The following is a 24,132-nucleotide window of genomic DNA, read 5'->3' on the forward strand; positions in this document are numbered from 1 at the left end:
GCAGGACCATACTCAGCGGCGGGGGGTCAGATAACCTCTTTCGCCGCGATCCGTGTCTTGGTGCGGTGGACCTGGTTGAGGAACAGCGATGCCGCGTGGGCCATCGCGCCGGCCCGCTCGCCGTCGATGAGGTCGAAGCCGTGGCCGGCCCCGGGCAACTCCAGGTATCCGACCGTCGAATGCGAGGCGGCCCGCAGCCGTTCGACGAAGCTGCGCGCCTGCTCGACGGGGATGACGTTGTCCCTGCTGCCGTGAATCACCAAGAACGGCGGGGCGTTCCGGTGCACGCGCGCGATCGGCGACGCGTCGCGGAACACCTCGGGGTGCCTTGCGATCGACTTCCCGACCACCACCCGCTCCAGGAACTCGACGAAGCCTTCCCGCTCGGGGGTCGAACGGTCCTCCCAGTCGTAGCGGCCGTAGATCCCGACGACGGCGTCCACCGAGGCGTCGGCGCCCTCCGGCAGCTTCGCCTGCAGTCGCCGGTCATCGGGAGTGAGCCCGGCCAGCGCGGACAGGTGCCCGCCGGCCGAACAACCCGCCACCGCAACGAAATTGCGGTCGCCGCCGAACTTGTCGACGTTGGCGCGCGCCCACGCGATGGCCGTCTTGACGTCGGTGATGTGCCGCGGCCAGCGGTGGCGCGGGGCGGCGCGGTAGTCGATCGCCAGGCACACCCAGCCCTGCTCGGCCAACCGCGACATCAGCGCGGATCCCTGCAGCATGCTCCGGCCGTGCACCCACGCGCCGCCCGGGACGAAGATCAGCACCGGTGCGGGTTGGGCGGGCAGGTCCTTGCGGCGCCAGACGTCGAGCACCTGCGCGGGGTGGTCCCCGTAGTGGACGGCGCGGCGGTGGACATAGCGGCGCCGGCGCAGCGCCTCCCAGATCGGGGGTGTCCGCTCCGCCGCGGGCCACTCGGTTTCCAGATCCCCGGCTGACACCACCCCTCGCAGGGCAGCGACCGAGACCCGTTGCGTGCTCTCCCGATCCCGCCGGCGCTCGTCGTTGATGCCCGGTGTCAGCCAATTCCTCTTCATGGCGGCCATCGCGTTGGGTGCGTGGCGGGCACCCCATATCCCCGCGGCGGTCATCCCGCCCAGGGGTTCGAGGTGCTTGCCGATGACCGGCAGCGAAGCCCCGGCGACGCTTAGCGCGAGCATATAGTCGCCGGGCCGGGCCCGCAGCAACCACTTCACAGTGGGTGTCATGCGCGGTACCCGGGCCGTCATGTACCGGACAATACCGTTGCGAGCGAGTGTCGTCACGCGACTCGCACCCCATCTCGGGGTTGTTCGGCAGCCTCGCGGCTGCGTCCCTTCCGCGCTTCACGGCCACCCGCCGGGCCAGGCCCGGTCTTATGGTCGGCTCCACGCTTGACGGCGGCCCCAACTGGGCCGACGACGCTAATGGTGTCCTCGTAGCGTGCGAGGTTGATGGCAGCGTTGTCATCACGCTGATGCGATGCTGAGCAACCATCGCATTGCCAGTGCTCAGCCCACTCGATGTGCTGCGCGTGCCCGCAGGCATGGCAGGTTTTCGATGACGGGAACCAGCGGTCCGCGACCACCAGTGCCGACCCGTACCAGCCCGTCTTATAGGCGAGGTGCCGGCGCGGGGTGCCCAGGGACGCATCTGAGAGCCCGCGCCGACGAGCGCGGGCACCCGGCAGGCCCTTTTGCCGCAGCATCCCCGCAGCGTCCAAACCTTCAACAACGATCCGGCCGTGGGTTTGAGCCAACCGTGTTGTCAGGACATGCAAATGGTGGGTGCGGACATCGTTGACCCGACGGTGCAGCCGGGAAATCTCGGTAGTGCGCTCACGGTAGCGCCGTGAGCCTTTCGTGCAGCGCGAACGTGCCCGGCAAACCTGCCGCAGCTCGCGCAATGCAGCCTCAAGCGGGCGCGGATTCTCAATCTGTTCGATCACCACACCGTCACCGTCGGCGACCGTCGCCAAACGACGCACACCCACATCGACGCCGACCCGCGAACCTGGTAGCGCGACGCCGGGTTGCTGCGGACGCTGCACCAGGACCCGCACACTGGCATCCAGACGGGTGCCGTTGCGGCGCACCGAAATCGCCAGCACCCGCGCCCGGCCCTTCCTGATGAGCCGTTCGATGCGCCGGGTTTCTCATGGGTGCGCACGGTGCCGATCACCGGCAGCGTCAGGTGACGCCGGTCGGGTTCGACCCGCATCGCACCGGTGGTGAAACACACCCGATCCGCATCGCGCCCTTTGCGTTTGAAGCGCGGAAACCCAACCTTGTTACCGGCGCGCCTACCAGCACGGGAGGTCTGCCAGTTCCAGTACGCGTTCACCGCGCCCGCGATGCCGTCGGCGTAGGCCTCTTTCGAGCATTCCGGCCACCACACCTGCCCGGTCTCAGCGTTGACGCACACCTCGTGCTTAACCGTGTTCCAACGCTTGCGCAGTACCCGAAGCGACGGCTTCGCCGTCTCTACACCGTTGGCATGCCAGGCTTCGATATCGGCTTTCAGCGTGGCGACCGTCCAGTTGTATGCCTTACGCCGCGCACCGAAATGCCTCGCCAATGCGCAGGCTTGATCATCGGTCGGGTCCAGCGTGAACCGAAACGCCTGTACACACCACCCATCCGGCACCTCGAACTTCGCCATCAACCAGCCTCACAATCATCGGCAGCGGCAGCGAACGGCATCCGCGCAACACCGCTGCGCCCAGCCCACGTCGCCAGATTCATACCTGCGTTCCTACAGCACACCGCTGACAACTAGTGCCTACTCAGGCCACAACAGCTGACAGTCCCCCGGACTCCTTAGAAACCGATGAATGCGTTAGTCCTGTCGCTTCGGCCGAAAGTCCAGTTTGCTGATGACAAGCCGCGCGGCGTAGCAGACGGCGCTGACGGCGAACATGGCCGCGGTCAGCAGCAGCCAGCGGCCCAGGAACGGCTGCTGGGTCTGCCCGGTGGCCGCCCGATAGGTGTCCGCGCCCTGTTCGATGATGCCCGGCAGGAAGATCAGCAGCGTCAGCCCCGCCCCCAGGGCCGGAACCCGAATGTGGTTGCGGGCGAGCACTTTCGGGCGGCCGGACCGTCGAACGCGCGTCCACAACACCCGGTCGGCCAGGGCGTACAGCGGGAAGAGCACCAGGTCGTGACCGATGACCGCGGCGGCGAACCACACGGCGATCGACTGCCACCAGCTGCCCGGATTCCACAGCGTCGCCGGCTCGAAGGTGACCACGATGTAGCCCAGCAGCGCGAAACCCGACAGCATCGTCAGCAGGTGCAACGGGTGGGCGCCGTAGATCGTGTTGAAACGCGTCGCGGGTCCGGGCATCTCAGCCCGCCTCGAATTCGATGGACGCCACCCATTTGGTGTTGTGCACGCCGGGCAGGGCGGGCACGATGATCCGCGCCGGATAGCCGTGGTCCGGCGACAGGTCGGCGCCGTTCACCCGCAGCGCCAGCAGCGCATCGGGATCGCGAATCTGGTTGGCCTGCAACGTCGCCGCGCCGAAGGCGCCGCCGCGCTGCAGCGACGTCACCCGGGCCGAGCGCGGCGCAGGCACGCCCGCGATCCGGGCCAGCTCGGACAGCCGCACCCCGCTCCAGGTCTGCACCGTCGACCACCCCTCGACGCACGCGATCGGCAACCGCGCGGTGGTCTGCGGCATGCCGGTCAGCGTGGCGCGGTCCAGCACCACCTCCGAGGGGCCGCCGCGCAGCGTCAAAACCCAACTCGCGCCGATGCTTTCGGGCGCGATTCCGGCGGCGACGGCGGTCTTGTTGACGGGGAAGTCGCCGCGGCCGCGCGGCAGCAGCAGGGCGGCGCCGCGGGTGCGCCCCCCGAGGGTCTGTCCGGCCGTCAGCACCGCGAGCAGCGCCACACCGGAGCCGACCAGCGCCAGGGCACCGCGGCGGCTCATCGTCGGCTCGGCCGGATCGCCGGGCACCAGACCGTCGGGATCGCGCGCCTCCGGGTGGGTGTCACTTCGATTGGTGCGCAAGACTTCTCGCAGCGACAACGACCGCAACCCGGTGATCATGCGCGGGATCTTGATCGCGATGTGCATGACGAAACCGGCGATGAACACCCAGGCGCCGAAGTAGTGGGCGGTGTAGAAGCTGAACCCGAAGACGTAGTCGTACTGGATGTTGAGCACGCCGGTGACGATCTCGAACAGCACCCCGCCGACCAGCATCACCAACGACAACCGTTCCAGCAGTTGGGCAATCGACCGAAACGGCGGCCGGGCGAACAGCCGCGGGATCACCGACCACAGCTTGGCCAGCACCACCGGGATGAGCACCAGTCCCAGCCCGACGTGCAGCCCCTGGGTCAGCCGGTACAGCCACGACGGCCGGGTCGGCCAGGTGAAGGCGGGCAGGCGCAGCCAGCCGACGTCGCCGGGGATCGCCTGGCCGAACTGCGGCGCATAGGCGATGTAGGACAGCAGCCCGGTGACGATGACAATCGGCAGCGTCACCAGCAGCACCAGCCCGAACACCGACGTCAGCCACGGCCCGCGCAGCGGGCTCCGGAAGTGCGGCAGCAATTTGGCGGGAAAGCCGGGCCCGTTCACACGGCCACCAGGCTCGCCACCACCCGGCCGCTGATCAGCCGGACGGTGGTCAGCGTCAGGCCCACCTGCGCGGCCAGCGCGGCGGCGCTGTCCACCCCCACCGACGCCCACCGGAACCACGGCCCCACGTCGTGGGCCGACTCCAGCCGCACCCAGCGCGATCGGACGCCGATCGCCTCGGCGTCGAACTCGGCCACGCATCGCCCGCCCCGGCCCAGCAGCTCGGCCGCGCGGCCCAGGATCCGGCGCGGGTCGCCGCCGAGGCCGACGTTGCCGTCGACCAGCAGCACCGTCTGCCAGCGACCCGCCCACGGCAGCGGCTCGAACACGTCGCCCAGCAGGGCGGCCGCACCGCCGCGGCCGGCCAGGCGGATCGCGGCCGCGGACCGGTCGACGCCCAGCGCGGGCACGCCGCGCCGGATCAGGCGCGCGACCAGACGTCCGGGCCCACAGCCCAACTCGATGGTCGGCCCGACGCACATCCGCGTGACGGCCTCGTCGAAGATCTCGTCGACGGCGTCCGGTTCCGGACGGCGGGCGCCCAGCCAGCGATGGGCCGGCAGCACGCGGAGCTCACCGTCCTCGTGGCGGATCCAGCATCGTTCGCCGCCGAGCGCCCGGTCGTAGAGATGGCCCAGCATGTCACGCCTCTCGCATCGTGCCCGACCAGGCGGTCCGGGCGCGGCTTGACCCCGTTGCGGGGCGCTGCAACGAACACACATCGCCGACATGCTGATGTCCACGGGACAGGCCAGCATTTCGATCACCCCGACCGATACCCCGATCTCGCTTCGTTCACACCGGTGATTCGGCGCCGAGGCGTGGCCGGACGGGTCCGCGCCGGCGGGTGGGGACCCCGGCATACTGGACCGGTGCCGAACACCGATGTTCACCCCGAGTTGCGCCGCATCGCCCGCATCGCGCCCCGACGAATGGCCGGTCCCAGGATTTTGCCAGTGATGCGGACCCTGATGGGGCTGTGGGGGCGCCTCGAAAAACCCGGCGCATCCGGCGATGTCGAGCTGATCACCCTGGGTTCCGGCGCCGGTGTGCGGCTGTTCCGGCCGGTCGGCGTCACGGAACCCGCGCCCGCGCTGCTGTGGATCCATGGCGGCGGATACGTGATGGGCACGGCCCGACAGGACGATCGGCTCTGCCGCGGGTTCCGCTCGAGGCTGAGCATCACGGTCGCGTCGGTGGACTATCGGCTGGCGCCCGAGCATCCCTATCCCGCCCCGCTGGAGGACTGCTATTCGGCGTTGACCTGGCTCGCCGGGTTGCCCGCCGTGGACCCGGGGCGAATCGCGATCGGCGGTGCGAGCGCCGGCGGCGGGCTGGCGGCGGCGCTGGCGTTGCTGGCCCGGGACCGCGGCGAGGTGACGCCGGCATTTCAGCTGCTGGTGTACCCCATGCTCGACGACCGCAGTTCCGCGACCGCCGAAAACCCCAACTACCGGCTGTGGAACACGCGCAGCAATCGCTTCGGCTGGGCGGCGTATCTCGGCGACGCCGACCCGCGCGCGGCCGTCCCGGCTCGCCGCGACGACCTGAGTGGGCTGCCGCCCGCGTGGATCGGGGTGGGCACCAACGACCTGTTCCACGACGAGGACCTCGCCTACGCCGAACGGCTGCGCAGCGCCGGGGTGGCGTGCGAGGTCGAGGTGGTCCCCGGCGTCTTCCACGGCTTCGACATGGTGGCCTCCAAAGCCCAGGTGTCACAACGGTTTTTCGACGCCCAGTGCGACAGCCTGCGCTCCGCGCTCGCGGGCTGAAGGCTCACATCGCGAAGTAGACGAGCTCGCCGCCGATGACCGTGGCGGCCACCATGCCGGCGTCCAGCTCGGCCAGCACCGTCGCGGGCGGCTCGGTCAGCACGCAGAGGTCGCCGGGCTGCCCGGGCTCGACGGTGCGGGCCCGGTCCGGCCGGTCGGCCCGGCCCAGAAACATCGTCAACGCCTGCAGCGCCGAGACCCGTTCGTCGGCGCCCAGGACGGCGCCGCTGGCCGTGGTGCGGTGCACCGCGGCGCGCATCGCCGTCCACGGGTCGCCGTGGCCGAACGGCATGTCGGTGGAAAACGCCACGCGCACTTGGGCTTTCAGCAGCGACGCGACCCGCCAGAGTTGGGCGTGCTCGGCGGGTGGCACGTCGGCGAGGTATTGATCGCCGCGCTCGGCGACGAAGTTCGGTTGCGTCACCACCGTGAGGCCGGCCGACCTCGAAAGGTCGGCCAGGTCGGCCAGGTCGTCGTCGGGCACCATCGCGGCGTGCTCGATGCGGTCGAGCGGATGGCTGCCGGCCGCCCGCAGGGCCGCGATGGCCACGACGAGCTGCGCCGCGGTCACGCAGTGCAGGGCGACCGGCTGATCGGCCCCGTGCTGCCCGGCGATCCAGTCCGTCAGGGAGTCCAGGTCGAGGCGGTCGTCGTGCAGGATCTTCTTGCCCGGCGACAGGAAACGCAGCCGCGGCCGGAACTCGCCGCGGCGCTGCGCGACGATCAGCGACACCATGTCCTCGGCGCCGAGGCCGGGGGTGGCGTCGGTGACGCCGGTGACCCCGGTCGCGGTGATGCGGCGGCTGAGCTCCGCCAGGTCGGTCTCCCGGCGCGCCAGGGCGTCCGACCAGCCCCGGTCGTCGCTGCGCAGCCGCCCGTCGGGATGTTCGGCCAGGCCGACCCGGCCGAGTGCGGCCGAGTTGAGGATCCACAGCGCGCCGCTGCGGTGCTGCACGCGCACCGGGATGCGCGGCACCACGGCGTCGAGTGCCGCCCGGTCCAGGTCCCCGGCCACCGACTCGTGATAGCCGACGGCGCGGATCCATCCGTCGGGGCCCGGCGTGGCGTTCGAGAGCAGTTGTGCCAGTTGGGCTTTGGTGCTGACGCCGGGCGGCCCGACGAAAAACGAATCCAGCGCCGAGGCCGCCGAGCGCACATGGACATGGTGGTCGTGCAGCCCGGGCAGCACGGTCCCGCCGCCGGCGTCGAGCAGGCCCTCGCCCGGCCTGACGGTCAGCCCGTCGCCGACCTCCTCGACCCGCTCGCCGACCCGGATGCTGGTGGTCGTCCCGTCCAGTAGGGTGGCCCGCCGGATCAGCATGACAGGCAACGCCTTTCGGACACCAGGCGCCGCACCGCCTCGTTGTCGGCGCCGAGCTCCGCGGCCGGGACGGCCACCGGCGGCACGGGGGGCGGCGGGGCCGGGTGCGCCGAGGCCGACTCCCCCGTCGGCACCGCGGCATAGGTCGCGGCGACCGCGGCCAGGGACAGGTGGATCGACTCGCCGCCGCCGCGGGCCAGCGATTCGGTGACCGCCGCGGCGGCCTCGAGCCCCGTCAGGGGGTCGGCGATGGCGTCGGCGCAGAACACCGGCCCGCCGGGCCCGGCGCCGACCAGACCGCCGGCGACCGCGGCGTCGTCGCCGAACGCCGGCCGCCCGGACCGCTCGTCGTACCCGGTGATCCGCAGCCAGACGCGACCCGGCCGCGGCGCGACGTCGCCCTGTCCGAGCCGGCGCCGCGCCAGCCCCGCGGGCCGCGAGCCCTCGATCACCACGTCGGCGGCCGCGAGCAGGTCGCGCAGCTCGTCGGCCCGGCCATCGAAATCGACGCAGTACGACAGCTTTTCGCCGTTCATCCAGTCGAAGAAGGCGCGGTTGCCGCTCCTGGTGCCGTCGGGGCGGCCCGGGCTTTCGACCTTGACGACTGTGGCGCCCGCGCGCGCCAGCAGCCGACCGCACAGCGGGCCGGCCCACATCGACGACAGGTCGGCCACCAGCAGCCCGGCGATGCCGCGGGCCGCCGCCCGGGGTGCCGTGCGCCGTGTCCGCGGGGGCGCGGCCGCCGCCTCGCCCAGGGCGGCCGCGGGGATGTCGAGCAGCGCCGCCCGTTCGACGACCGCCCGCGCGGAAAGCGTTGTCGCCCAACGCTGCAGCGCGGGCCAGGGGTCGGCGGGGACGTCGTCGGCGGACAGCAGCGCGGGCACCGCGGCGACGTCGTCGGGGCGGGACAGCGTGATCGCGCACCAGCCGTCGCGGGCCGCCAGCAGCCGGGTGGCGCCGCCGCACGACACCGTTCCGCCGCGGTTCAGCCCGAGCAACGCCGCCCGCCCGGCCAGCAGCGCGGCCGCGTCCACGGCGATCCCCGCCCGGCGTGCAACGGCCGCGGCCACCTCCTCGGCTCGGGCCAGCACGTTGGCGCGGGAGAAGTCGGGCGGCCCGTCGGGCGGGCCGGTCAGGTAGGCCAGCCCGCTGCTCCCCCACCTCGACTGGCTGCTCACCACACCATTGTGCGCGCGGGCCCGCGTCAGAACTGCAGGGCGCTGAAACGCCAGTCCAGCACCGGCCGGTCGGGTTCGCCCGGCGAGTCGCCGACCGCGTAGACCAGCGACCGGAGCTTCAGCACCCCGCCGTGCTCGGTGGGCTCGGCGGACTCGACGTGCAGTTCGCTGTACAGGGTGTCGCCCTCGTGCACCGGACCGGCGTGATCGCAGGACTCCCAGCCCAGCACCGTCACCAGGTTGGGCAGCAACCGGCTGGCCTGCGCGAGCGCCAGCCCGATGGTGTGCCCGCCGTACACCAGCCGGCGCCCGCCCACTCGTGAATCATGGTGCGTGGCAGCAATATTCAGCGTGAGCCGGGCCAGTTCCGGTGCGCTGCTGACGACGTCGCCGGTGCTGTGCAGCACCGCGCCCGCCAGGCCGGGGTCGAAATGCGGGCCGGGCACTCTGGTGCGGAAGACCTGGCCGTCCCAGTGCGCGGTCGGATCGGCGGCGGGCGGGGCGGCGTCGGCGCCGATGGCCGACAAGTCGTCGCCGGGCGCCTCGTCGGGGCGAAAGTCCGGGCTGGCCGGCAGCATGGCGCACCGGTAGAAGTCGAGGACCAACTGATCGGCCCGGTCGATCGTGATCATCCGCAGCGCCGCCAGACCCGTGGGCGCCCGGCCGGGTTTGGGCGAATTCGCCCGCAGCCCAACGACTTCGGTGCGGGTGTACACAGAGTCGCCGATGGCGGGGAAATGGTGAAACGTCAGGCCGCGATAGAACAGGTTGGCCTTGACCCGCTGCGTCACCAGCGTCGACTGCCCGATCGCCAGGTCGCAGACCAGCGCCGGATGCGCCATCGGGCCGGGCATGCCGGTCACCGCCACGTACAGGTCGGCGTCCAGCGCCAGGCGCAGCCGGTCTCCCACGATCGCCTGATGCGCCGCGGCCAGGCCCGCGGAAAGCGTGGCCGACGGCGCCCAGTCGAACACCTGGCCCACCGAAAGGTCGTCGAAGTAGGGCCCACCCTCGCGTATGTCGGCATAAGTCACGGGGCCAATATGGCATGGGTGAGCACACAGCGCAGCGGCGCCTTGCAAGACGAAGAGGACATGCTGGTGGCCACGGTGCGGGCGTTCATCGACCGCGACGTGAAGCCGACCGTCCGCGAGGTCGAGCACGCCAACACCTACCCGGACGCGTGGATCGAGCAGATGAAGCGGATCGGCGTCTACGGCCTGGCCGTTCCCGAGGAGTACGGCGGGTCGCCGGTGTCGATGCCGTGTTATGTGCGGGTCACGGAGGAGCTGGCGCGCGGCTGGATGAGCCTGGCCGGCGCGATGGGCGGGCACACCGTGGTGGCGAAGCTGCTGACGCTGTTCGGCACCGAGCAGCAAAAGCGTGCCTACCTGCCGCCGATGGCCAGCGGCGAGCTGCGGGCCACCATGGCGCTGACCGAGCCCGGCGGCGGTTCGGACCTGCAGAACATGTCGACCACCGCTTTACCGGACGGCCCGGACGGGTTTGTGGTCAACGGCGCCAAGACCTGGATCAGCAACGCCCGCCGGTCCGGGCTGATCGCCCTGTTGTGCAAGACCGACCCGAACGCCACGCCGCGGCACAAGGGCATCTCGATCGCGCTCGTCGAGCACGGGCCGGGGCTGACGGTGTCGCGTGACCTGCCCAAGCTGGGCTACAAGGGCGTCGAGGCCTGCGAGCTGTCGTTCGACGGCTACCGGCTGCCGGCGACGGCGATCCTGGGCGGCCGCACCGGCGAGGGCTTCACGCAGATGATGAAGGGGCTCGAGACCGGCCGCATCCAGGTGGCCGCGCGGGCGCTGGGCGTGGCGACGGCGGCGCTCGAGGACGCGCTGGCCTACGCGCAGCAGCGGGAGAGCTTCGGCAAGCCGATCTGGAAGCACCAGGCCGTCGGCAACTACCTCGCCGACATGGCAACCAAACTCACCGCCGCCCGTCAGCTCACCCGCTACGCCGCCGAGCGCTACGACAGCGGCGAGCGCTGCGACATGGAGGCCGGGATGGCCAAGCTATTCGCCTCCGAGGTCGCAATGGAGATCGCGCTGAACGCCGTGCGCATCCACGGCGGATACGGCTACTCCACCGAGTACGACGTCGAACGATACTTCCGCGACGCGCCGCTGATGATCGTCGGCGAGGGCACCAACGAGATCCAGCGCAACGTGATCGCCGGGCAGCTGGTCGCCCGCGGCGGGATCTGACCCGAATCTCCCGGTCTGACGTCGGCGTGTGCTGTATATTTGCCTGACTTCGGCGCCAGCAAAGAGAGGCAGCTGCCATGAGCTATCCCCAAGGGCCGTACGAAGGTTCCCCAGAATGGCAGGGCCAGCAGCAGCCGGGTTGGCAGCCCCAGCAGCCGGGTTGGCCGGCCCAGCAGCCGGGTTGGCAGGGGCAGCAGGCGGGCTGGCCGGGTCAGCGCGAGCCGGACAACTATCTCGTGTGGGCGATCCTGACGACCATCCTGTGCTGTCTGCCGCTGGGGATCGTGTCGATCGTGTACTCCACCAAGGTCTCTGGGCTGTGGACCCAGGGACGATACGCCGAGGCGCAGGCCGCGTCCGACAACGCCAAGAAGTGGGCGATCATCTCCGCGGTCGTCGGCGTCGCCGCCTATGTCATCGGCGTCATTCTGTGGTTCGCGATGTTCGCGGCGATCGTCTCGTCCATTCCCACGACGAGCACGACGACGTTCTCGGGCTACTGAGTTACCTGGGCGCCAACGTGAATCGCGTCCACCAGTCCCCAGGCCAGCGCGGTGCCGGCGCCGACGGTCCGGCCGGACAGCACGAGATACGCCGTGCGCCAACGGCCGATCCGCCGCGTGACGCTGACCGTGCCGCCGGCGCCGGGGATCAGGCCCAGCGCCAACTCGGGTAGTCCGAACACCGAATCGTCCCGCGCGTCAACCCATCCGCAGAACGCCGCCATCTCCAGCCCGCTGCCCATCACCCGGCCGTGCACCTCGGCGCGACAGGACCGGCCGAGCCTGGCGGCGAGCGCGTCCAGCGCGAGGGCGGGGCTGTGCCGGGTGCGGGCCAGGTGCGCGCTGGCCGGGTCGTCGAGCGTGCCGAACTCGGCGAGGTCCCCGCCGCTGCAAAACGATGGACCGTTGCCGCTCAACACGATCCCGGTCACCGAGGGGTCGAGTTGGGCCACCGCCAGCGCCTCCAGCAGCGCGGCCCGCGCATCGGTGGAAAACGCGTTGTGGCGTTGCGGCCGGTTGAACGTGATGCGCAGGGTGTCGCCGTCGCGCCGCGCCCGCACCGGCTCGGCGGTCCCGGGCGGGCGCGCCGGACCGCGCTCGTCGAGCCAGCGCGCGAACTCCGGCCCGGCCTGCAACGTCGAGTAGGCCAGCGACTCGGTCAGCACCGCGGCCAGCGTCGGGCCGTCGGGAATCACCGCGCGCAGCACGTCGTCGCACACGGCGCTGGCGTGCGGCCAGCGTTGGGCGCGCCGCGTCAGCTCGGCCAGCGTGTCCGGCACCGAATCGACGGTGACCACCCGGCGATCGGTGCACGAGTCCTCGGTCAGGGTGAAAGTCGCGGCGTCCAACCAGGATTCGGACCGTGCGATATCGGTGGCCGAACCGTGGGCGACGACCACCCCCGGCGGGGAGGCGGGAGAGACGCCGGCATCCGGCGCGCCAGACAGGTCGACCACCCGCATCGATCACACCGAATACTTCTCGATCAGCCCGTTCTTGTAGAGCTTTCCGGTGTCGGTCCGCGGCAGCTGCGCCTCGAACGCGATCGACCGCGGACATTTGTAGTGCGCCAAGCGGTCTCGCAGCCAGCCGAGCAGCTCATCGGCGAATTCGTCGGTGGCGTCGGCCGGATCGACCGTCTGCACCGCCGCCACGACGCGCTGACCCATCTCGTCGTCGGGGATGCCGAACACCGCCGCGTCGAGCACCTTCGGGTGGGTGACCAGAAGGTTCTCGGTCTCCTGCGGATAGATGTTCACCCCGCCGGAGATGATCATGTGGTGGCGGCGGTCGGTCAGGAAAAGATAGCCCTCCTCGTCGACGTAGCCGACGTCGCCGACGGTCACCCAGCCGTGCGTGTCGCGCGACGCAGCGGTTTTCGTCTCGTCGTTAAGGTACTCGAAGGAGTATCCGCCCTCGAAATAGATCTCGCCGGGCTGCCCCGGCGGCAGCTCGTTGCCGTTCTCGTCGAGGATGTGTATCTCGCACGCCATCGGCTTGCCGACCGAACCCGGATGCGCGAGCCACTCCTCGGCGGTGATCAGCGTCGACCCGATGGCCTCCGAGGACGCGTAATACTCGTCGACGATCGGCCCCCACCAGTCGATCATCTGTTTCTTGATCTCCACCGGGCACGGCGCCGCGGCGTGCATCACCCGCTGCAGGCTGGAGAGGTCGTACGAATCACGCACGGCCTGAGGAAGTTTCAGCATCCGGGTGAACATCGCGGGCACGAACTGGCCGTGGGTCACCCTGTAGCGCTGGATGGCGTCCAGCGTGCCCTCCGGGTCGAACTTCTCCATCACAACGGTGGTGATGCCGCCGGCCTGTGCGCTCATCGACCACACCAACGGCGCCGTGTGATACAGCGGCGCCGGGCTCAGGTAGATCGAGTCGGGGGTCATCCAGAATCCCACCAGCGCCGACATCATGCCGGGCGCCTCGGCGGGCGGGACGTGCGGCAGCTCGCGTTTGATCCCCTTGGGCCGCCCGGTGGTGCCCGACGAGTACTGCAACAGGTCGCCCTCGAGCTCGTCGTCGATCGGGGTGTCGGGTTGGCCCGCAACGCATTCCGGGTACCGCTCCCAGCCGTCGAGGTCGCCGTCGGCGATCATCAGCAGGCCGGGCAACCCGCCGGGCAGGTGTTGTTCCAGGTTTTCGCAGACTTCGCGCAATGCCGCCGACCCGATGATCGCCTTGGCGCTGCTGTTGTCGATGATGTAGGCCGCCTCCGCCGGCGTCAGGTGCGTGTTGATCGGCACGTAGTACAGGCCGCTGCGCCGCGCCGCCCACATCACCGCGTGGATGTGTTCGTTGTTCTCCATCAGGATGGCGACGGTGTCGCCCTCGCGCAGCCCCGCCGCGCGGAACCGGTGCGCCAGCCGGTTGGCGCGCGCCTCCAGGTCGTCGAAGGTGACGACGGTGCCCGACGGGTGCAGGATCACGGCGGGTTTACCGGGGCCGACATGCGGGCGAATTTCCATGCGCCGACTGTACGACGCACGCCTTCACGGGTGTTGAGTGGGAGCTGGTCGCCTGGCCTCGTGGACCGGACCCGACAGGTTTTCGTCGAGATCGACGGTGGCGCGAAGAAGTGCGAGTGACGTGCACGCTGGCGTCGATCTCGATGCGCGAAGTCAGCTCTCGGGCAGCAACAGGGCGCTGTCGCCGAATTCGTGCCACAGGTAGGCGCGCTCGACGGCCTCGCGGTAGGCGGCGGCCACCAGGTCCGGGCCGGCGACGGCCTCGAGCAGCAGCAGGTGGGAGGCGCCGGCGTCGTGCCATCCGGTGATCAGGCCGTCGACCACCCGGCGGGGCCGGGCCGGGCCGAGCACCAGGTCCGTCCACCCGGCCGCCGGCCGCACCAGACCGTCGGGGCTGGCCGCCGATTCCAGCGCGCGGGTCGCCGTGGTCCCGACGGCGATCACCCTGCCGCCGGCCGCGCGCGTCGAGTTCACCAGCCGCGCGGTGGCGGGCGGCACCTCGAAGAGCTCGGGGGTCGGCGGCTCGCCCGCCTCCGCCGAGGACACCCCGGCGTGCAGGGTTATCGGCGCGATCGCCACCCCGCCCGCCACCAGCGCGGTCACCAGCTCGGTGCTGAACGGGCGTGCCGCGCTTGGCATTTCGGCACTGCCGACGCGCCTGGCGAACACGGTTTGGTAGTAGCGCAGCGGCCACGACCGCGGCACGTAGGAATACCTGATGGGCCGGCCGTAGCGCGCGAGGTACGAGACCACGCCGTCGTGCGGGCCCTCCACCGCGACTCGGGCGGTCCACAACCGCGCGCCGTCGACCCCGGCATGCGGGTAGGAGGATTCGACGACGATCGCCGCGCCCCCGGGCAGCTCGATGCGTTCGCCCGGCACGACGTCGGTGAGATGCCCGGCCGCGTTCGTCGCGGGCCGCAGCTCCACCACCCAAGCCTTCTCGGCGCGCATCGTGGAGAAGTGCACCGCGACCGGCCGCCCGGCGCGGCGGCCGTCGACGGCGGCCGGCATGGTGGCGGAATTGTTCGCCACCAGTAGGTCGCCCGGGCGCAGGAACTCACCCAGGTCGGCGAAGCGGGCGTGGGCGATCCCGTCGGGCCCGGCGACCAGGAGTTTGACGGCGTCGCGGGCCAGGCCGCGCGCCTCGGGCGGCTCGGTGGCGTCGGAGTCCGGTGGGCGCCGGAAGCGGGTGTGCGGGCGCGGGAGGGTCATGGCCGCGCCCCGGACAGCGGCAGGTCCGCGGCCCGGTACCGGCCGGAGGCCGGCCGGCTGTCCAGGAGCCGCAACAGCGCCGGCACGACCGATTCCGGCTCGGCGCGATCGGAGATGTCCTCGCCCGGGAACGCGGCCTGGTGCATCTCGGTGCGCATGTCGCCGGGGTCGAAGGCGTAGACCGGCACGGCCGGGGCCTCGGCGCCCAGCACGGCCGACAGCTGATCGAGCGCGGCCTTCGACGAGCCGTAGCCGCCCCAGCCGGGGTACGGCTCGACGGCGGCGTCCGAGGTGAGGTTGACGATGACGCCGCCGTTGCCGGTGAGCGCCGGTAGCGCGGCCTGGATCAGCGCGAGCGGGGCGAACAGGTTCGTGTCGTAGACGGCCGACAGCTCGGCGGCCGGATAGTCGGCGAGCGCCGGCTGCGGGCTGGGACCCAGGCGGCTGGCGTTGTTCACCAGCAGGCGCAGCGGACCGGCGTCGATCGCCGCGGCGACCAATGCTTGACGGTGGGACGCGTCGGTAACATCGCCGGGCAACGCGACGAACCGCGCCGAATTCAGTTCCGCTGCAGTGTTTTTCAGTTCAGTGGCGCGGCGGGCATCGCCCACGACGGCCCACCCGCGGTCGAGCAGGGCGGCGGTCAGCGCCTTGCCGAAGCCGCGGGAGGCGCCGGTGACGATTGCGACGGGGCAGTGGTTGGATGCAGTCATACGCCCCATACTGATAGTTAAAGTAAACTTTAAGTCAAGTGTCGAGTAGGTGGGTGCATGGACAAGCGGGATCTGTTCACCGTCAGCGAGATTGCCGGCCGCAGTGGCTTCGCCCCGTCGGCCATCCGGTTCTACGAGAGCCAGGGCCTGATCACGGCGACGCGGACGTCCGGCGGTCAGCGCCGCTTCGAACGACAGATGCTGCGGCGCCTGGCCTTCATCCGGGCCGCCCGAAACGTCGGGCTGAGCCTGGAGGAGGTCGCCGACGCCCTGGCGAAACTGCCGGACGGCCGCACCCCCACGCGGGCCGACTGGGCCGCGTTGTCGAAGACGTGGCGCACCCGCCTCGACGACCAGATCGCGGGCCTGATGGCGCTTCGCGACAACCTGGACTCGTGCATCGGCTGCGGTTGCCTGTCGCTGAAGCGCTGCGCCATCTCCAACCCGGGCGACACGGCGGCGGTCGCCGGGCCGGGCGCGGTCTACCTGCCGAACTCGCTACGGCGATCTCGGTAATTGCTTTCAGTGTGAACACACGGCTTTCGGTGTGAGCGTAGGGCGGGGAATCGGCGATTTTCCCGCCCACGATTCACGCCCAAAGCCAAGGATTCACAATCAAACCGCGGCCGCCGAGCAGACGCAAAAGCCCCCGACACGCCGGGCGTACGGGGGCTTTTGCGTCTGCTCGCGGGACTTAGTCGGCGTCGGCCAGCCGCTGCTTGAGCGCCTCGAACTCGTCCTTGACGCCGGTGGGCAGTTTTTCGCCGACGAACTCGAACCACTCCTCGATCAGCGGCAGTTCCTTGCGCCACTCCTCGGGATCGACCGCCAGGGCCCGCGCCACGTCCTCGGCGGAGACGTCGAGGCCGTCCAGGTCGAGGTCGTCGGCGGTGGGCACGATGCCGATCGGGGTGTCCTGGCCGCCGGCCTGGTGCTCGATGCGGTCGACGATCCACTTCAGCACGCGGCTGTTCTCGCCGAAGCCCGGCCACAGGAACTTGCCGCCCTCGCCGCGGCGGAACCAGTTGACGAAGAACACCTTCGGCAGCTTGGACTCGTCGGAGTTCTTGCCCAGGTCGAGCCAGTGCTGGAAGTAGTCGCCGACGTGGTAGCCCAGGAACGGCAGCATGGCCATCGGGTCGCGGCGCACGGTGCCGACCTTGCCCTCGGCGGCGGCGGTCTGCTCGCTGCCCATCGTGGCGCCCATGAACACGCCGTGCTGCCAGTCGCGGGCCTGCGTCACCAGCGGCACCGTCGTCTTGCGGCGGGCGCCGAACAGGATGCCCGAGATCGGCACGCCCTGCGGGTCGTCCCACTCCGGCGCCAGGATCGGGCATTGCGACATAGGCGTGCAGTAGCGCGAATTCGGATGCGCCGCTTTGGTTTCCGTCTCACGGATCACCCAGTCGTTGCCCTTCCAGTCGATCAGGTGATCCGGCTCGCCCTCCAGGCCTTCCCACCACACCTCGTCGTCGTCGGTCAGCGCGACGTTGGTGAACACCGTGTTGCCGGCGGCGATGGTGCGCATGGCGTTCGGATTGGACTTCCAGTTGGTGCCCGGCGCGACCCCGAAGAAACCGAACTCGGGGTTGACCGCGTACAGCCGGCCGTCCTTGCCGAACCGCAACCAGGCGATGTCGTCGCCCAGGGTCTCGGCGCGCCAGCCCGGGATGGTCGGCTGCAGCATGGCGAGGTTGGTCTTGCCGCACGCCGACGGGAACGCGGCGGCGAAGTAGTACGCCTTGTTCTCCGGGGAGATCAGCTTGAGGATCAGCATGTGTTCGGCGAGCCAGCCCTCGTCGTGGGCCATCGCCGACGCGATTCGCAGCGAGTAGCACTTCTTGCCCAGCAGGGCGTTGCCGCCGTAGCCGGAGCCGTAGCTCCAGATCTCGCGGGTCTCGGGGAAGTGGGTGATGTACTTGGTGTCGTTGCAGGGCCACGGCACGTCCTTTTGGCCCGGCTCCAGCGGGGCGCCGACGGAGTGCAGCGCCTTGACGAAGAACCCGTCGTCGCCCATCTTCTCCAGGGCGGCCTTGCCCATCCGGGTCATCACCTTCATGGAGACGACGACGTACTCGGAGTCGGTGATCTCCACGCCCAGCTTGGGGTCGTCGGCGCCCAACGGGCCCATGCAGAACGGCACCACCCACATCGTGCGGCCGCGCATGCAGCCGCGGTACAGGTCTTTCAGGGTGGACCGCATCTCGGCCGGGTCCATCCAGTTGTTGGTCGGCCCGGCGTCTTCCTCCCGCTCGGAACAGATGAAGGTCCGCGACTCCACCCGCGCGACGTCGGACGGGTCGGACAGTGCCAGGAAGGAGTTGGGGTACTTCTCGGGGTTGAGCCGCTTGAACGTGCCCGCCTCGACGAGGTGGTCGGTCAGCCGCTGCCACTCCTCGTCGGAGCCGTCAGCGAACACCACCCGGTCCGGCTGGGTGAGCTCGGCGACCTCCTCCACCCACGACAGCAGCCCCTGATGTTTGGTTGGCGCGGTGTCCAGGCCCGGAATGGTCGCTGAGGTCATCGAACTCTCCTGAATTCTTCGTCTGCGTTCTTGCGGGGCGGGGTCCTGCGATGCGTTTGCGTTCGCCCACACAACTGTTGACATGGCCGTACGTTAACTACAGGTTATCGTGATCACCTTGCTGGGGAAGGTTCGGGCGGGTATAAGCCTCCTCACAACAACGATTCAGAAGCCCCCGAGAAACCCTAAAGACGTCACGAAACGCCGCTTGGGTCCTCCGGCTCGGCGGTGTTCTCGGGGTGGGGTATACCCGGTTCGCCCAGTTCTGCACGCACGGCGTCGAGCGCCGCAGTTATCGTCGGCATCTCCCGGTCCCGCACCGCGGCGGCGCGCGCGGCGGCGATCGCGTGCTCGCGCAGTTCGCTGTCGATGATGCCGACCTGTTCGGTCACTCGCGCGTTCTCGGCCTCCTCGCGGGCGACGAGCGCGGTGCTCAGCACCGACTCGGCGACCAGCACGCGGGTGGCGACCATCTCCTCGACCACCGAGCGCAGCGCCGACGTCGCGTCGCCCGCCCAGCGGTCCAGCAAAGCGCGGTCGTGCAGCAGGCCGCGGATGTTGACCACCAGGAAGGTGGCCGCCAGGCCGATCGCCACGCACGCCGCGGCCCCGGCGATTTGCGTCACGGGGTTCAGGCCGCGGGCCACCCCGGCCACCAGCCGGCTCAGCGTCAGCGCGATTCCCAGCCCGAACCCGGCGCCCAGCAGCAGCATCAGCCAGGATTCGGCCCGCCGCGATTTCAGGTGCGGCGGCGGGATGTCCAACGCCGGCAGCTTGTCGACGGCGGGCAGCCCGACCGGCATACCCATCGCCGCGGCGACGTCGGCGAGGTGTGTGGTGATGCCGTCGCTCACCTCGGCGACCACGTCGTGCACCCGCTTGCGGGTGTGCGCCTCGAACTCGGGGATCTTGCGCCGGGACAGACCCGCGATGTCCTCCTGCAGTTCGCCGCGCACCGACGAGCACCGGTTGCGCGCGAAGTAGGACAGCTGGACCCGGGCCTGCTGGATCTGCCCGCGCAGCGTGATGGTTCGCTCGGATTTCGACTGGCGCCGCTGCTGCAGGGCCGCGTTGCGCTCCTCGCGCAGCGCCTCGACCCGTACCCGGCGACCGGCGCCCTCGGCGTCGCGGTCGAATCGCTGCGCGGCCGTCCGTAGCCGGGATTCCCACGCCCGCAACCTGTTTCGGCGCGCGATGTCGGAATCGGCGAGTTGCGCCGAGACGGTCTCGATCAGGTCGTCGACGATCGGCTCGCCCAGGTCGGGCGCGGCGGCCGCGCCCACCCAGGGCACTCGCCCGTAGCGGGGTGCGTGCGCGGACAGGGTCTCGCGGTTGGCGGACACCGTGTCGCGCCAGTTGCGGTGCACGTCGATCTTGGACACCACGCCGACCACCGTGTCGGTGTGCTCGGCCGCGCCGTCCAGCAGCACGCAGTCGGATTCGGTCAACCGGGCCGCCGCCGACACCACGAACACCACCGCGATGGGCGCATCGCCGGGGCCCAGGTCCGCCGACTCGACGAACTTGTGCTGCGGCAGCCGTTCGCGCAGCGCGGTGACCACGCCGGTCACCCCGGCCATCCACGGGCCGGTCACCAGCACCACGTCGAGCCGGTTGATGGCGGGCGGGTCCAGCCGGGGCCCGATCGCCGCCACCAGCGCGTCCACCCGGGCGGCCGGGTCGTCGCCGCTCACCACGGCCCTCCCTTCGCGTCGGGTGCCCGGCCGCGGGTCTGCGACCACAGCCGCAGCGATCCCCTCGCGATGTCCGCTGCACACGCGCGGTGCAGGTCGCTGACCGGTCCGCGGCTAAAGCGCCGCCAGTGGGCCGCCCGCGGCAGGTGGGCCGCCGGGTCGGTGTCGGCGGGAAACGGGTCCAGCCCGGCCGCCTTGGCGAGGTCGGCCGCGGCGGCCATCCGGGCGACGACGGTGTCGTCGCGGGTGAGGAATCCGCCGATCCGCTCCCCGATCCCCCCGTCGCCGACGGCCAGGGCCTCCAGTTGCGCGACGGCGTCCAGCACCCGCCGGTAGCGCGCCTCGGCGCCGACGGCCGACAGCTTGTCGACGACCGCGTCGAGCCGGCTCGTCCGGCGCAGCAGGGCGCGCACCTGCGCCGGGGTCCCGCCGCGGCGGATCGCGGCGATCCCCAGGGCGATGCCGAACAGGTCCAGCGCGTCCAGCAGGCGCCGCCGCGCGTCGGCCGGCACCGGGTTGTCGACCGCCAGGAACCCGTCGTAGGACCCGTCCAGGCAGGCCGCGCCGCCGGGATGGGCGGCCAGCGCCCGCAGCGCGGCCCACGACGCGGCGTCCAGGTCGTCGAGCGCGGCGACGGCGAGCAGGCCGATCATCGGCTCGATCGGGACGCCGGCCAGCGCGGCCAGCTTCGCGCAGCGTGCCCGCGCGGCGGTGATCGGCCCGTCTCCGATGCCCGACAGCGAGCCGGCCAGGTCCGCCTTGTTGAGTATCGCCAGCACCGGCCGCCCAGCGGCGCGGATGGCGTCGGTGTCCTCGGGCTTGATCACCTCGGCGGTGACGTAGACGACGACGTCGACGTCGCGGTCGCGCCCCGGTGGTGAGATCGCGATCGCGCTTCCGGCGCGGTCCAGTGCGCGCGCCACGGTGTCGCGCCCCACCCCCCGGCGCCCCCGGACGGCCACGCGCAGCGGCGCGGCGGCCCGTTCGGCGATCGCCGTCACGCGCGCGTCGGCGTGCTCGGCGGCGAATCGCGCCAGCTCGTCAACGAAAATTTGGTGCCCCCGTCCTTCCGTGCCCGGTCGGTCCCGTCGGGCCCCACCGAATGGTGGCATCTGAGTCACCGAGATGCGAGCCACCACTTACCTGTTACCAGCCGAAGGCAACCATTGGGATATAGGCGTGGGCACTGTTAACAAGCTGTGACCAGGTAAAACGATGCCAAAACTGTTGCGGAACCGGTGCCTAGTGACCCGGTCTCATCATTCCGCCGGGCCCCATCATCCCTCCCATCATTCCCTGCATCATGGCCGGCATCCCGTCGCGGACGAAGCCGGTGACCTCGCCCGCGTGGGCACGGATGACGTCGGTGAGGGCGGGATCGTCGGCGGTCTCCTCGGCGATGACACCCGTAGGAGTCAACGTGAGTTGGCGGCGATACCCGCTGGCATGACGGAAAAGGGTCGGCAGGCTTTGGCTCATGCAGCTGATCTCGGTTCCCTGATCGAGGTGGGCGTACATGCTTGACACATGCGCATGTAGTTGGGCGGTGAGGTCTGGAGACTTCGACTCAGTGGTGGTGCGCACGCCACCGGGTATGTCCTCGACAACACGATTGATTTCGGTGTGCCGCCTGAACATCTCCATATATCGACTCATGTCCATATGACCCGCGCCCATGAAACCGCCTCCGTCGGTGAGGCGGATAGCCGTTGGGCGCGGTTCAAAGACGCTGCGAAGGACATACCTCAGGCCCAGGACGCTGCCCGCACCGATCGCGCCGACCGCCGTGAGCGCGGTCCGCCGCGTCAACCTGGCCATCGCCGCATCTCCTCCGAGACAAGCCATCATCAAGCTGACCAGTTATGCGCCGCGCTTTCTAGGGTCGATAGTCCCTACCCCCCTTGGGTATTTGCGTGGCAGCGTTCGGAGCATGACGCAAACTACTGAATCGACGGCTCAGCCGACTACGGACCGGCATGGTCGGCTGGGTCAAGCCTTCGCGTGGGTGGGCATCGTCGCCGGTGTCGTGTTCGTGGTCGCGGTGATCTTCTTCTCGGGGTTCTTCCTGGGCTGGTCCTCCTCGGGCGACCACTACGGCTACGGCTGGCACCGGGGTTACGGCGGAGGGCGGTACGGCACCTGCCCCATGATGGGACCGGGCGGCATGATGGGCCCCGGCGGCATGATGGGGCCGGGCGGCATGATGGGCCCCGGCATGATGGGCCCTCAGCAATCGCCTACGACGACGCCCAGCACACCGCACCCCTAGCGCGCATCTTCGCGGCGCAGCGCAGCCCCTATACCGGACGAGGCCGGCCGTAAGGCAACTGTTGGGTATCAATCCGGACCAGGGGCGGCTACATCGCGCGTTCATGGGCCACGATGGACGAATGCATGCGGAACCCGGAGTGGGAGCGCGTCCCCGCGCACCGGTGGAGGAGAGAACCGGAGAGGACGTGACCCCAGCACCGGAGCCGCGCGATTCGGATCGCCGGCGGCATGGCTACCTTCCGGCGACAAGCTTTCGTTCCCGGCGGTCCGCCCTGTCCGACGCCCAGCGCCAGACCTGGGAACGGCTGTGGCCGCGCCTGGGGATCTCCGAGATACCCGGGCGGCCCGAGCCGCTGGACACCCGCGCGTGGTTCGGCCGCGACGCGCCGGTGGTGCTCGAGATCGGTTGTGGCAGTGGCACATCCACGTTGGCCATGGCCAAGGACGAGCCCGGTGTCGACGTGATCGCGGTGGAGGTCTACCGGCGCGGGTTGGCGCAGCTGCTGTCCGGGATCGACCGCGAAGAGGTGGGCAACATCCGGTTGATCCGGGGCAACGCCGTCGACGTGCTGCAGTGTCTGATCGCGCCCGGATCGCTGAGCGGGGTTCGCGTCTTCTTCCCCGATCCCTGGCCGAAGGCGCGCCACCACAAGCGCCGGTTCCTGCAGCCGAGCACGATTGACCTGATCGCCGATCGGCTACTCCCCGGTGGTGTGCTGCACGCCGCGACGGACCATCCCGGGTACGCCGAGCAGATCGCCCGGGACGGGGATGCCGAACCCCGGCTGCGCCGTGTCGAGCCGGGCGACCGACTGCCGGTGTCGATCGTCCGCCCCACCACCAAGTACGAGACCAAAGCCCAAGAAGCGGGCAGCGCCGTGACCGAGCTGATCTGGCTTAGACGATAGAGGCGATGAGCATGAGCCTGACGGAAGAGACCGCGGCGGCACCCGAACCGCTCGATTCACCGGCGGTGCTGACCGGCGGGCTGGGCGGGTTCGATGCGCCGGCCAGCCGCGTCCTGCTGGTGTGGGACGCCCCCAACCTCGACATGGGCCTCGGCTCGATCCTGGGCCGGCGCCCGACGGCCCTGGAGCGCCCGCGCTTCGACGCGCTCGGTCGCTGGTTGCTGGCCCGCACAGCGGAGGTCAGCGCCGCCCGGCCGGGCGTCGTGATCGAACCGGAGGCCACCGTCTTCACCAACATCGCCCCGGGCACCGCCGACGTGGTTCGCCCGTGGGTGGACGCGCTGCGTAACGTGGGGTTCGCGGTCTTTGCCAAGCCGAAGATCGACGAGGACAGCGACGTCGACCGCGACATGCTCGCCCACATCGAACAGCGGCGCCGGGAGGGCCTTGCGGCGCTGGTGGTGGCTTCCGCCGACGGTCAGGCGTTCCGTCAACCGCTGGAAGAGATCGCGCGGGGCGGCGCCGGCGGCGCAATCCCTGTTCAGGTGATCGGATTTCGTGAACACGCTAGTTGGGCGTTAGCGTCGGATACCTTGGACTTCGTCGACCTGGAGGACATCGCGGGTGTGTTCCGGGAGCCGTTGCCGCGAATCGGGCTGGATTCGCTGCCTGACCATGGAGCGTGGCTGCAGCCGTTCCGGCCGCTGTCCGCCCTATTGACCACGCGTGTGTGACACTGGGAAACCAATGCGCGG

22 protein-coding genes and 1 pseudogene are annotated in these 24,132 nt (G+C 70.4%); 7 read left to right on the forward strand and 16 right to left on the reverse strand.

Annotation, left to right across the window (positions count from 1 at the left end):
• Positions 1–26: 26 nt before the first annotated feature.
• From AC5Y6X_RS14625 to AC5Y6X_RS14645, 5 genes and pseudogenes are all read right to left on the reverse strand, one after another.
• Positions 27–1,232, reverse strand: a complete 1,206-nt coding sequence (locus AC5Y6X_RS14625) for an alpha/beta hydrolase fold domain-containing protein (protein ID WP_499987105.1) — start codon at positions 1,230–1,232, stop codon at positions 27–29.
• 32 nt (positions 1,233–1,264) lie between these two features.
• Positions 1,265–2,643: pseudogene (gene tnpB / locus AC5Y6X_RS14630) on the reverse strand (IS607 family element RNA-guided endonuclease TnpB).
• Positions 2,644–2,820: 177 nt separating this feature from the next.
• Positions 2,821–3,327: a hypothetical protein gene (locus tag AC5Y6X_RS14635; RefSeq protein ID WP_499987106.1), complete on the reverse strand. Its 507-nt coding sequence runs from the start codon at positions 3,325–3,327 to the stop codon at positions 2,821–2,823.
• A 1-nt stretch (position 3,328) separates the two neighbouring features.
• Entirely contained in the window at positions 3,329–4,573 is a 1,245-nt protein-coding gene (locus tag AC5Y6X_RS14640) for a molybdopterin-dependent oxidoreductase (RefSeq protein WP_499987107.1), read from the reverse strand.
• Entirely contained in the window at positions 4,570–5,214 is a 645-nt protein-coding gene (locus AC5Y6X_RS14645) for a class I SAM-dependent methyltransferase (RefSeq protein WP_499987108.1), read from the reverse strand. Before AC5Y6X_RS14645 ends, AC5Y6X_RS14640 begins: the two co-directional genes overlap by 4 nt.
• A gap of 291 nt (positions 5,215–5,505) precedes the next feature.
• On the opposite strand from AC5Y6X_RS14645, the gene AC5Y6X_RS14650 reads away from it, so the two are divergent.
• The gene (locus AC5Y6X_RS14650) at positions 5,506–6,345 is read left to right on the forward strand and encodes an alpha/beta hydrolase (RefSeq protein ID WP_499987697.1); all 840 of its coding nucleotides are present in this window, start codon (positions 5,506–5,508) and stop codon (positions 6,343–6,345) included.
• A gap of 4 nt (positions 6,346–6,349) precedes the next feature.
• Here AC5Y6X_RS14650 and AC5Y6X_RS14655 read toward each other — a convergent pair whose 3' ends face one another.
• Genes AC5Y6X_RS14655 through AC5Y6X_RS14665 form a run of 3 tightly spaced genes read right to left on the reverse strand, consistent with a single transcriptional unit; the run spans position 6,350 to position 9,878 of the window.
• On the reverse strand, positions 6,350–7,666 hold the full coding sequence (locus AC5Y6X_RS14655) for an amidohydrolase family protein (protein WP_499987109.1): 1,317 nt from the start codon (positions 7,664–7,666) through the stop codon (positions 6,350–6,352).
• On the reverse strand, positions 7,660–8,844 hold the full coding sequence (locus AC5Y6X_RS14660; RefSeq protein WP_499987110.1) for a CoA transferase: 1,185 nt from the start codon (positions 8,842–8,844) through the stop codon (positions 7,660–7,662). Before AC5Y6X_RS14660 ends, AC5Y6X_RS14655 begins: the two co-directional genes overlap by 7 nt.
• Positions 8,845–8,870: 26 nt before the next feature.
• Positions 8,871–9,878 (reverse strand): MaoC family dehydratase, encoded by a 1,008-nt coding sequence (locus tag AC5Y6X_RS14665; RefSeq protein ID WP_499987111.1) that lies wholly within the window; start codon positions 9,876–9,878, stop codon positions 8,871–8,873.
• A 60-nt stretch (positions 9,879–9,938) separates the two neighbouring features.
• On the opposite strand from AC5Y6X_RS14665, the gene AC5Y6X_RS14670 reads away from it, so the two are divergent.
• Together AC5Y6X_RS14670 and AC5Y6X_RS14675 are read left to right on the forward strand one after the other, a co-directional pair.
• Entirely contained in the window at positions 9,939–11,066 is a 1,128-nt protein-coding gene (locus AC5Y6X_RS14670; protein ID WP_499987698.1) for an acyl-CoA dehydrogenase family protein, read from the forward strand.
• A 77-nt stretch (positions 11,067–11,143) separates the two neighbouring features.
• Positions 11,144–11,569, forward strand: coding sequence for a CD225/dispanin family protein (locus AC5Y6X_RS14675; protein ID WP_499987112.1), 426 nt, complete (start codon positions 11,144–11,146; stop codon positions 11,567–11,569).
• Here AC5Y6X_RS14675 and AC5Y6X_RS14680 read toward each other — a convergent pair.
• The 4 genes from AC5Y6X_RS14680 to AC5Y6X_RS14695 all read right to left on the reverse strand — a co-directional run bounded on the left by AC5Y6X_RS14680 (position 11,563) and on the right by AC5Y6X_RS14695 (position 15,980).
• On the reverse strand, positions 11,563–12,531 hold the full coding sequence (locus AC5Y6X_RS14680; RefSeq protein WP_499987113.1) for an enoyl-CoA hydratase/isomerase family protein: 969 nt from the start codon (positions 12,529–12,531) through the stop codon (positions 11,563–11,565). The two genes, AC5Y6X_RS14675 and AC5Y6X_RS14680, sit on opposite strands and share 7 nt — an antisense overlap.
• Positions 12,532–12,534: 3 nt before the next feature.
• Positions 12,535–14,052 (reverse strand): fatty-acid--CoA ligase FadD4, encoded by a 1,518-nt coding sequence (fadD4, locus tag AC5Y6X_RS14685; protein WP_499987114.1) that lies wholly within the window; start codon positions 14,050–14,052, stop codon positions 12,535–12,537.
• A gap of 153 nt (positions 14,053–14,205) precedes the next feature.
• On the reverse strand, positions 14,206–15,267 hold the full coding sequence (locus AC5Y6X_RS14690; RefSeq protein ID WP_499987115.1) for an S-adenosylmethionine:tRNA ribosyltransferase-isomerase: 1,062 nt from the start codon (positions 15,265–15,267) through the stop codon (positions 14,206–14,208).
• Entirely contained in the window at positions 15,264–15,980 is a 717-nt protein-coding gene (locus AC5Y6X_RS14695; RefSeq protein ID WP_499987116.1) for an SDR family NAD(P)-dependent oxidoreductase, read from the reverse strand. The genes AC5Y6X_RS14690 and AC5Y6X_RS14695 overlap by 4 nt, the downstream gene beginning before the upstream one ends.
• A gap of 57 nt (positions 15,981–16,037) precedes the next feature.
• Here AC5Y6X_RS14695 and soxR point away from each other — a divergent pair, with 57 nt between their 5' ends.
• Positions 16,038–16,496, forward strand: coding sequence for a redox-sensitive transcriptional activator SoxR (soxR, locus tag AC5Y6X_RS14700; protein WP_499987117.1), 459 nt, complete (start codon positions 16,038–16,040; stop codon positions 16,494–16,496).
• A 178-nt stretch (positions 16,497–16,674) separates the two neighbouring features.
• Here soxR and AC5Y6X_RS14705 read toward each other — a convergent pair whose 3' ends face one another.
• The 4 genes from AC5Y6X_RS14705 to AC5Y6X_RS14720 form a co-directional block, all read right to left on the reverse strand.
• Positions 16,675–18,504, reverse strand: a complete 1,830-nt coding sequence (locus AC5Y6X_RS14705) for a phosphoenolpyruvate carboxykinase (GTP) (protein WP_499987118.1) — start codon at positions 18,502–18,504, stop codon at positions 16,675–16,677.
• Between the two features lie 194 nt (positions 18,505–18,698).
• Positions 18,699–20,198: a hypothetical protein gene (locus AC5Y6X_RS14710; protein WP_499987119.1), complete on the reverse strand. Its 1,500-nt coding sequence runs from the start codon at positions 20,196–20,198 to the stop codon at positions 18,699–18,701.
• Positions 20,195–21,310, reverse strand: a complete 1,116-nt coding sequence (locus tag AC5Y6X_RS14715) for a hypothetical protein (protein WP_499987120.1) — start codon at positions 21,308–21,310, stop codon at positions 20,195–20,197. The genes AC5Y6X_RS14710 and AC5Y6X_RS14715 overlap by 4 nt, the downstream gene beginning before the upstream one ends.
• A 130-nt stretch (positions 21,311–21,440) precedes the next feature.
• Entirely contained in the window at positions 21,441–22,016 is a 576-nt protein-coding gene (locus tag AC5Y6X_RS14720) for a hypothetical protein (protein WP_499987121.1), read from the reverse strand.
• Positions 22,017–22,128: 112 nt separating this feature from the next.
• Here AC5Y6X_RS14720 and AC5Y6X_RS14725 point away from each other — a divergent pair, with 112 nt between their 5' ends.
• The 3 genes from AC5Y6X_RS14725 (at position 22,129) to AC5Y6X_RS14735 (ending at position 24,111) form a co-directional block, all read left to right on the forward strand.
• Positions 22,129–22,467, forward strand: a complete 339-nt coding sequence (locus tag AC5Y6X_RS14725) for a hypothetical protein (RefSeq protein WP_499987122.1) — start codon at positions 22,129–22,131, stop codon at positions 22,465–22,467.
• Positions 22,468–22,570: 103 nt separating this feature from the next.
• Complete coding sequence (gene trmB / locus AC5Y6X_RS14730) at positions 22,571–23,377, forward strand: tRNA (guanosine(46)-N7)-methyltransferase TrmB (RefSeq protein WP_499987700.1); 807 nt, start codon at positions 22,571–22,573, stop codon at positions 23,375–23,377.
• Between the two features lie 11 nt (positions 23,378–23,388).
• Positions 23,389–24,111, forward strand: a complete 723-nt coding sequence (locus AC5Y6X_RS14735) for a PIN domain-containing protein (RefSeq protein ID WP_499987123.1) — start codon at positions 23,389–23,391, stop codon at positions 24,109–24,111.
• Positions 24,112–24,132: the final 21 nt, after the last annotated feature.

The sequence above is a fragment of the Mycobacterium sp. NGS26 genome, from assembly GCF_059813025.1.

Bases quoted from the DNA above. Each gene is read 5' to 3' on its own strand.
- AC5Y6X_RS14625 (WP_499987105.1), bottom strand. From the start codon at position 1,232: ATGACGGCCCGGGTACCGCGCATGACACCCACTGTGAAGTGGTTGCTG.
- AC5Y6X_RS14635 (WP_499987106.1), bottom strand. From the start codon at position 3,327: ATGCCCGGACCCGCGACGCGTTTCAACACGATCTACGGCGCCCACCCG.
- AC5Y6X_RS14645 (WP_499987108.1), bottom strand. From the start codon at position 5,214: ATGCTGGGCCATCTCTACGACCGGGCGCTCGGCGGCGAACGATGCTGG.
- AC5Y6X_RS14650 (WP_499987697.1), top strand. From the start codon at position 5,506: ATGGCCGGTCCCAGGATTTTGCCAGTGATGCGGACCCTGATGGGGCTG.
- AC5Y6X_RS14655 (WP_499987109.1), bottom strand. From the start codon at position 7,666: ATGCTGATCCGGCGGGCCACCCTACTGGACGGGACGACCACCAGCATC.
- AC5Y6X_RS14670 (WP_499987698.1), top strand. From the start codon at position 9,939: ATGCTGGTGGCCACGGTGCGGGCGTTCATCGACCGCGACGTGAAGCCG.
- AC5Y6X_RS14675 (WP_499987112.1), top strand. From the start codon at position 11,144: ATGAGCTATCCCCAAGGGCCGTACGAAGGTTCCCCAGAATGGCAGGGC.
- AC5Y6X_RS14680 (WP_499987113.1), bottom strand. From the start codon at position 12,531: ATGCGGGTGGTCGACCTGTCTGGCGCGCCGGATGCCGGCGTCTCTCCC.
- fadD4 (WP_499987114.1), bottom strand. From the start codon at position 14,052: ATGGAAATTCGCCCGCATGTCGGCCCCGGTAAACCCGCCGTGATCCTG.
- AC5Y6X_RS14690 (WP_499987115.1), bottom strand. From the start codon at position 15,267: ATGACCCTCCCGCGCCCGCACACCCGCTTCCGGCGCCCACCGGACTCC.
- AC5Y6X_RS14695 (WP_499987116.1), bottom strand. From the start codon at position 15,980: ATGACTGCATCCAACCACTGCCCCGTCGCAATCGTCACCGGCGCCTCC.
- soxR (WP_499987117.1), top strand. From the start codon at position 16,038: ATGGACAAGCGGGATCTGTTCACCGTCAGCGAGATTGCCGGCCGCAGT.
- AC5Y6X_RS14705 (WP_499987118.1), bottom strand. From the start codon at position 18,504: ATGACCTCAGCGACCATTCCGGGCCTGGACACCGCGCCAACCAAACAT.
- AC5Y6X_RS14715 (WP_499987120.1), bottom strand. From the start codon at position 21,310: ATGCCACCATTCGGTGGGGCCCGACGGGACCGACCGGGCACGGAAGGA.
- AC5Y6X_RS14720 (WP_499987121.1), bottom strand. From the start codon at position 22,016: ATGGCCAGGTTGACGCGGCGGACCGCGCTCACGGCGGTCGGCGCGATC.
- AC5Y6X_RS14725 (WP_499987122.1), top strand. From the start codon at position 22,129: ATGACGCAAACTACTGAATCGACGGCTCAGCCGACTACGGACCGGCAT.
- trmB (WP_499987700.1), top strand. From the start codon at position 22,571: ATGGGCCACGATGGACGAATGCATGCGGAACCCGGAGTGGGAGCGCGT.
- AC5Y6X_RS14735 (WP_499987123.1), top strand. From the start codon at position 23,389: ATGAGCCTGACGGAAGAGACCGCGGCGGCACCCGAACCGCTCGATTCA.